The sequence below is a fragment of the candidate division WOR-3 bacterium genome (assembly GCA_016934535.1).
GTDB lineage: Bacteria > SDB-A > SDB-A > SDB-A > SDB-A > JAFGIG01.
In genome coordinates this window covers 51,517-58,839 of sequence record JAFGSQ010000015.1, presented here as the reverse complement: position 1 = coordinate 58,839, position 7,323 = coordinate 51,517, and the positions used below count along the sequence as shown (strand labels likewise).

Here is a 7,323-nt window from a genome sequence, read left to right as displayed (position 1 = left end):
CCGTCGTGATCGTAGCTTACGCACCCTGCTTCGGCGGGAGCGTCCGGCGACCAAGCCGCTCCAGAGGGATTGAACGGATTTTTAAGGCTTCCGAGCATTGACAGAGACGCCATGTTAGCTTCGTCTATGTAAAATCCGTCTGCAGATGTCGAGTATTCTTCCACGGAAAGGTGGAGGGTGTGTGCGTTGGATTTTATTTCTGCTTCCTTTGCTCTGTCGCGAAGCCTGACAAAATTCGGTATCGCAACGGCGGCAAGAATCCCTATTATTACGACGACAACCATCAGTTCTATTAGGGAAAATCCTTTATTTTTCATAATAAGCTCCTTGAATAATTGCCGATATTTAATAAGCAATTTTCATTCCAAGTTAATCTGGTTTGATAAGTCGCATTTTTGTGTAATATGGCAATTTACATGAAAAAAAAGGCTCGCAGAATGCGAACCGACAGATTATTTTTGCAAAATGCAAATATATATCAGGGATAAGATTCATTAAAGAGCTTTTCGTAATATTCAGCAGAATCATTTGAACCGAGTTCTTTATAAGTGTAACTCAAATATTTCAAAGCTTCTTTATTTGTTGGATCCAGTTCGATGACCGTTAAATACTCTGTTTTAGCAGACCCGAATTCTTTTTTCATAAAAAAAGTGTTAGCCAAATTGAAGTGCATGATTGCGTCCCCGCAGTAAATTAACAATCCGTCTGAAAAATATCTCTGGGCGCTGTCGTATTCACCATTATTATAATATATAAGCCCCGTATTATTAAAAGCGTTCAGGTTTTGAGGATTTATAGACAACGCTTTTTTGTAATAAAAAAGAGCGCTGTCTGTCATTTCCATCTTTTCCAAAATCAAGGCATAATTTGCATTAAGGGTTGAATTCTGTGGATTGAGTGAATAAGCCCTCTTGATCTGGTTGTAGGCAAAGTCGGTCCTTCCAATTCTCAAATATTCAAGGGCGAGATTGTGTCTTGTCACCCACGAGTTTGGAGAGGATTTTACAGCGAATATCTGGTGGGAAAGAGGATCCCTGTAAACCTTCGAATAGACATAAGTGACCGAAGAAAAAAGTACAAATAAGAACAAAAAGAACACGTACTTATACTTTGACAATATTTTTCCGAGATCAATTTCAGCCATCATCAGCATAACCCCCGGGAGGGCTGGATAAATTCTCGTTTCTATAAAACTTGCTGTCGTAAAACCTCTTGCGAAAGTTACACCTATCAACGACAGAAACCATAATGCTCCGAAGTAAAATTTACTTTTATCCCTGATCTTTCTAAAAGTAACCAATAGCACTATAAATGACAAGACAAGCACACCGTAAATCGGAAAGACATTTTCCGGTACAGGGTAAGGAGAAAGATCAAACGGAAAGACAAGCTTTCCGGAATAACTTAGAATTCCGAGAGCCATATCTTTAACCGAGTAAAATCCTCTGAATCCTAAATGTATAACCATACTTCTGAAGAAAAACCATAAGGTTGTAATTGCTAACCAACCCGCAGATAAAAGGGCGTTTCTTTTCGTAAAAATTTTTTCTTTTTGGACCAAGGCCAAATAAGCCAGATATACGGCAGGGAATAACAGAGCTGATTCCTTTGTCAGGAGTGCCGCTGAAAATGCCAAAAAATGTGAAGTCAGGATGAGCCAAGAGAATTTTTTTCTCAATTTTTCAAGGGATATAAGCGACAAAAGGAGAAAAATCAAAAGAAGAGAATCGTTCCTGCCCTGAATCCACGCCACGGACTGGACCGTCAAGGGATGGACAGAGAAAATCAGGGACAGAAAAAAACTTGACCTTTCAGAAACTTTCAACTGCCGGAGGAAAAAGAACAGCAAAAGGGTCGAAACTATATGAAAAATGACATTTGTCAAATGATATGACCGGGGATTTTCTTTTGCCCACTGGTATTCAATGACGTAAGACACGAGCATTAACGGCCTGTAGAATATTTTATTTTGGTCATTGGTCGAAAGAGACAAATCTTTTGTAAAAGAAGCGAAAATGTTTGAAGGTTTTTCAAAGAAGGACGCATTGTCCACAAGTAGATAAGAGTCGTCCCAGTTGACATATCCGAACTTTAGAGTTTGAAAATAGAGAATTATCGGGACAATTATAAGAATGAAGATAAATACGATATTTTTTTTCACTGAGAAATTATACTACGAAAATAAAAAAAGGGGAGATGAAATCTCCCCTTTTTTCACATGATGTTTATACTAGTGAAATAAAGTAAAAGATCTTGTATATGGTAAACCATTTAGCTTAATTCTTACAAAATATACACCTTTACTCAAGTTCAAGTCATTGGCATTCTGATAATACCTAAAATTGTGTTGGCCGGCGATAATATTTCCTGAGAATATGTTGCCAATTTTTTGACCAACTACGTTGTATATATCAATATTTACATTTGCGCTATTTTCAAGAGAAAACGAAATCAAAATTTCCTTTTCATGTAAAATTGAAACATTGAAAGTAAAAGTACTGTCAGATTTAATATCATTCAACTTATTTTGATCAATAAAATGATTTAATGGAACGATATCCTCATTAGAATTCCATGATAAAATAAATACATCATTAGACATCGAATCATTCTGATAATAAGGTTTTATTGGAGAAATTTGATATAAAAATCCAACAATGATAAAACTGCCGCTATTATTCAAAACTGATGTAGCTCTAACTTCTTCACCAGAATTACTCGTTCCTGTAAAAGTATAAGAAGCGATTTCTTGACCTGTTGAATCTAAAGATACAATATATACGCTGTCTCTATCAAAACCAACATTCCCGACTGCGACGAATTTAGCCATAATACTATCGTAAGCCAAATCAAAATAATACTTTCCAGTGTCTGTTTTTGACCAAATTATCTGACCTAATGAATCATATCTTGATATATAACCAATAGGTTGTGGTGAAGAATTACTAGTAACAGCAAATCCACCGTCGTTTGTAAGGCAGATCGCATTTCCACCGCCGGATATTGTCCAGATTGTATCCAAAACAGAATTCAGTTTGATTATTGCCCTTGAGCCAGAGCCGACAACAATATACCCACTGTCATTTAAAACGGCGATATCATACGCATATGTGCAATAATTTGTACTATAAGCCAGATCTTGCTCGTATTTAACTTGAAAATCATCCTTCAGAAGGCAAATTTGACCATTATAGTAATTTTTACCAACAATAACATAGTAATCATCGTGACCAAATTCAATTTTACTTATCTCATTAATCTCATCAATGAGATACTTATTAAAACTAGTTGGTTCGTTGTTCTCATTTACTTCACAAATTCTACCTTGTCCATCTCCAAAATCATATATACCTGCTGATAAAAAATGGCCGCTTTCTAATACAACAGAAGAATAATACTTTTCATGATCAAATCCTATATATGGATATATAGTTGGAGGATTCATTTGAAGACCAGGTCTTGCATTCACTATTAAGTAAAGACCATTCCTTGGAAAGGCAGGACTAATTGGTCTTGGCCTACTTGTATATCCTGTTATAATATAACTATTCAAATATTTATCAATATCGTATGCAAGATCTGGAAAAGTTCTTGCGTAACCATTGTTCCATCTATATCCTCCAAAATAATTATACTGACCTGATATTGACCACGAATAATCAAGCCCCACACAAGCATCTTTTGTAGAAATATTAAAAAGATTTAATATTAAAATAAACCAAACCACTTTAACCTCCAAATTTAGAATTATAAATTATTGAACGGAAGTAGATAAACTTTGTGGTTGGAAGCTCTTGGTTTAACCGGATATATTTTTATGGAAAAATTCCTTAAATATCTTTTAATAGAACATTGCCGTAAACTACGCAACGGCAGAGAGAGAGAGAGAGAGAGAGAGTTCATGAAATCTAACATATCGTGATTATATATAAAACTAAACTTTTGTCAAGCAATTTTAATTGTAAATTACGTTTTTACCGATTATTATATAAAATGTAAAATTCAAGGGTTGTACTTAAGAAACAAAAAAAGGGGAGATTTTATCTCCCCTTTTTTCATTGAACTGATCGATTACTGTCCGGGAGAAAGGGTAATAATTGGCACTGCGCCCTTTCCACCACCCACAATTGTGTATGCTGAAGCACCAAAGGCACCATGTTGATATGAAACTTCTCCCTCTCCCGGAGCAGCATCATCGACAACAGCGGCGCCAGCAGCAAACGGATTCTTGATATTCGAAGGAAGAGTCAAAGTAGCAAAACCATCACAATAATTTCCATCTGCTGTTGTTGAATACTCTTCTGCTGCAAGCTGGCATGTGTGGGCATTGGCTTTTACTTCAGACTCTTTCGCCCTGTCTCTCAGTCTGATGAAGTTCGGTATGGCTATCGCGGCGAGAATGCCGATGATGACCACAACGACCATCAGTTCGATCAGTGAAAATCCTTTCTTCATTCTAAACCTCCTTTGCTAAATTCTATATTCATACCGCTTTTCAAGCAATGCTTGTGCCATAATTGGTTAAATACACAAAATGCTTATTACCGACACTTGGAAATACACAACTAAAAATTTCTTCTCGCATATTGCAATTTACCGGACATATTATTGCATTTTGCCTGCTCCAATATTCATAATTATGCGACATGTTTTCATGGTGTTCATTTATAAGACCATAATCATAGTGATAACTCAACACGCTTTCCTTCCTCATAGCGTAGATATTACTCTTTTGGTAAAAAAATTGCAATATTTTTTTAAAGGCGTTTAAAATCATGGTATGCGGTTTTTTAAACACTTTAGATCAGCGATATCTTCTTTATATCTGTTATATTTTCCGATCTCATCAGGATAAAATAAACTCCGTCAGAAACCCTCACATTTTTATCGTCGTCTCTTTCCCACCTGAACAAATGTGTTCCCGCGGTTAGATTTCCTTCGACTATCGTTTTCACTTTCTGTCCGAGAATATTGTATATCTCTACTGTGACATGGGAATTGCCCGATATAACCAGCCTTAAATCAAAATTACCCGGCGAAAGATTTGGAGTGAGCAGTTCAAATTTTATGCCGCCGTCTCCATTGTCGTAACCGGGCGACTCACCTACGCCTGTAGTTATTTCGCTGAGAAGAACTGAAATCTTGTCACTCGTGTAATGTCCTGTTATTACGTCCACACCGCCGTTTCCGTTGAAATCCCCTAAGACCATACAGGAGGGGGCACTGTCAACTCCATAGAATTCGGCCTCGGAAAATGTCAGGTCGCCGTTTCCATAATGCACGGCCAAATTGTTAGTCTTGAAGTTGACTGTGACAATATCTTTTGTCCCGTCGGCGTCCACATCGGCGCATTCTATACCCCATGGCTCAAAACCTGTTCTAATCTCAAAATATTCTGAGAAATTTCCCGAACCGAGGTTCTTGAAAACCTGTATTGAATTGGAATATGCACTTGAGACAACTATGTCCTTGAGAGAATCCCCGTCAAAATCACAGACAACAAGACCAGTGGGATTACAGAGTCCTGTCAGAGAATCCCCCAAAGTAAACCTTGCCTGCCCGTCGCCGGTGAATATGCTGACTGTGTTTGAAAACTCGTTTACTACGAGTATGTCGAAAAAGCCGTCGCCGCTCAAGTCTTCAATCACCAGCTCACATGGCGATTGTCCGGTCCCGTAAAATGTGTCCACTGTAAAATTGCCGTTTCCATCGTTGGTCAGGAGAGAGATCTCAGAACTTCCTTGGAGAGAGACGACGAGGTCCAGATATCCGTCACCGTCAAGGTCTCCGCAGTTTATGTCGAAAGGATTTGTGTGATCTGTTCCGAACGAATATTGACCGGCCGAGGAAAATGTTCCATATCCGCTGTTGGAAAAAATATTTACATTATCAGAAGAATAATTAGCAACCGCTACATCCTGATCCCCGTCACCGTCGAAATCACCAGAGCAAATACCGTTGGGGGAAGAATCGCTCTGATATGAAAGTCTGTTGAAAAACCCGCCCTGTCCGTCGTTGAAAAGAACAGTGAAGTCATCTGATCCGCCGTTGGCTGTAGCCACATCGTTTACCCCGTCTCCGTTAAAATCACGGGCTACGATGTTCTGAGGGTATAGTCCGGTCTGATACTGAGGAGGTTTTACGAATTTGCCGTCTCCTCTGTTCTGTATTATAGACAGCAACCCGGATTTGAAGTTTACGACGCAGTAATCTATGTCTCCGTCACCGTCGAAATCTCCTCCTCCTAACTTCATGGGGAATTCGCAGGAAACGAATTCATCGAAAAGAGTCATCGGATCCAATAGATAATTCTTGAAAAGATAAACTTTCCTTTTATAGCTGTAATAATCCTGCTCAGATCTCATTGTAAAATAAAACCTCGTGAAATCATTCATCAGAGGAGTTATATAAAAATTTTGTGTAAAAAAATCGAAACCGAAATAATCCAATGATGTGAATTTCCCGTTTCCGTTGTTTATCATGTATATCAACTTGTCTGTGACCCATCCATAGAGAAATACGTCGTTATCTCCGTCACCGTCGGCATCGGTCACTTTTATGACATTATCTATGTGTGGAAAAGGAAACTCATAAAACGAATCAACAATAAATGATCCAGCCCCGTTGTTCCTTAAAACAAACAATCCGTCTGGAGACAAACCGAAATTATAAAACATAACATCATCATAAGAATCATTTGTTAAATCGGCAATTTCGATATCTATTAGAGATAACCAAAAATCTCCTATAACTAAAGAATCATAAAAATTGTAATGACCTGCCCCATCGTTCTTATATATAAAGGATCTAGCTGGGTAAACCATTGTAAAAATATCATTGTCCCCGTCATTGTCCAGGTCGCCAAGTTTAAAACCACAAAAAAAAGTCAAGGATTCAGTAATACAAGATTCAAAACTGAAATTGTAGTTTCCGTCGTTTTTGTATATGAAAATTGTGTCTGGGGTATCCCAATAATTTTTTGTAAGTGGAACGTATAAAATATCCAGATCATTGTCTTCGTCTATATCGCCTATATCGGCGAACCTCACTCCTCCTGGAGCAATGAACTCATGCCTTGAAAAATCGTAATTTCCCTGGTTTATCAGGAACAAAAATTTCCCGGATAATGGATTTATCATTATCACATCGGCCAATTGGTCATTGTCTATATCTTCGACCAAAAAACAAATGTCTCTATATTTTACCTGATAAAAATCCGAATCTCCATAAACATCATATCTCGCTTCAAACAGAGCACTGTGAGAAAACAAGTTCAAAGCAGAGAAAATCAACATGAATATGAATAATGTTTTCTTTGACATG

The 7,323-nt window shown here is 37.7% G+C and carries 5 protein-coding genes; all 5 read right to left on the bottom strand.

The features are described 5' to 3' along the window. Positions 1-320 (bottom strand): type II secretion system protein (locus JXL83_02905; protein ID MBN2363061.1); only part of this gene is annotated, 320 nt, incomplete at its 3' end. 158 nt (positions 321-478) lie between these two features. Further along, the gene (locus tag JXL83_02900; protein ID MBN2363060.1) at positions 479-2,161 is read right to left on the bottom strand and encodes a tetratricopeptide repeat protein; all 1,683 of its coding nucleotides are present in this window, start codon (positions 2,159-2,161) and stop codon (positions 479-481) included. 69 nt (positions 2,162-2,230) lie between these two features. Continuing rightward, positions 2,231-3,727 carry a T9SS type A sorting domain-containing protein gene (locus JXL83_02895; protein ID MBN2363059.1) on the bottom strand — a complete coding sequence of 499 codons (1,497 nt, stop codon included), beginning with the start codon at positions 3,725-3,727 and terminating at the stop codon, positions 2,231-2,233. Positions 3,728-4,071: 344 nt separating this feature from the next. Then, a complete protein-coding gene (locus JXL83_02890; protein MBN2363058.1) occupies positions 4,072-4,455 on the bottom strand; it encodes a type II secretion system protein in 384 nt (127 codons plus the stop codon). Positions 4,456-4,799: 344 nt separating this feature from the next. Further along, positions 4,800-7,322 carry a VCBS repeat-containing protein gene (locus tag JXL83_02885; protein ID MBN2363057.1) on the bottom strand — a complete coding sequence of 841 codons (2,523 nt, stop codon included), beginning with the start codon at positions 7,320-7,322 and terminating at the stop codon, positions 4,800-4,802. Position 7,323: the final 1 nt, after the last annotated feature.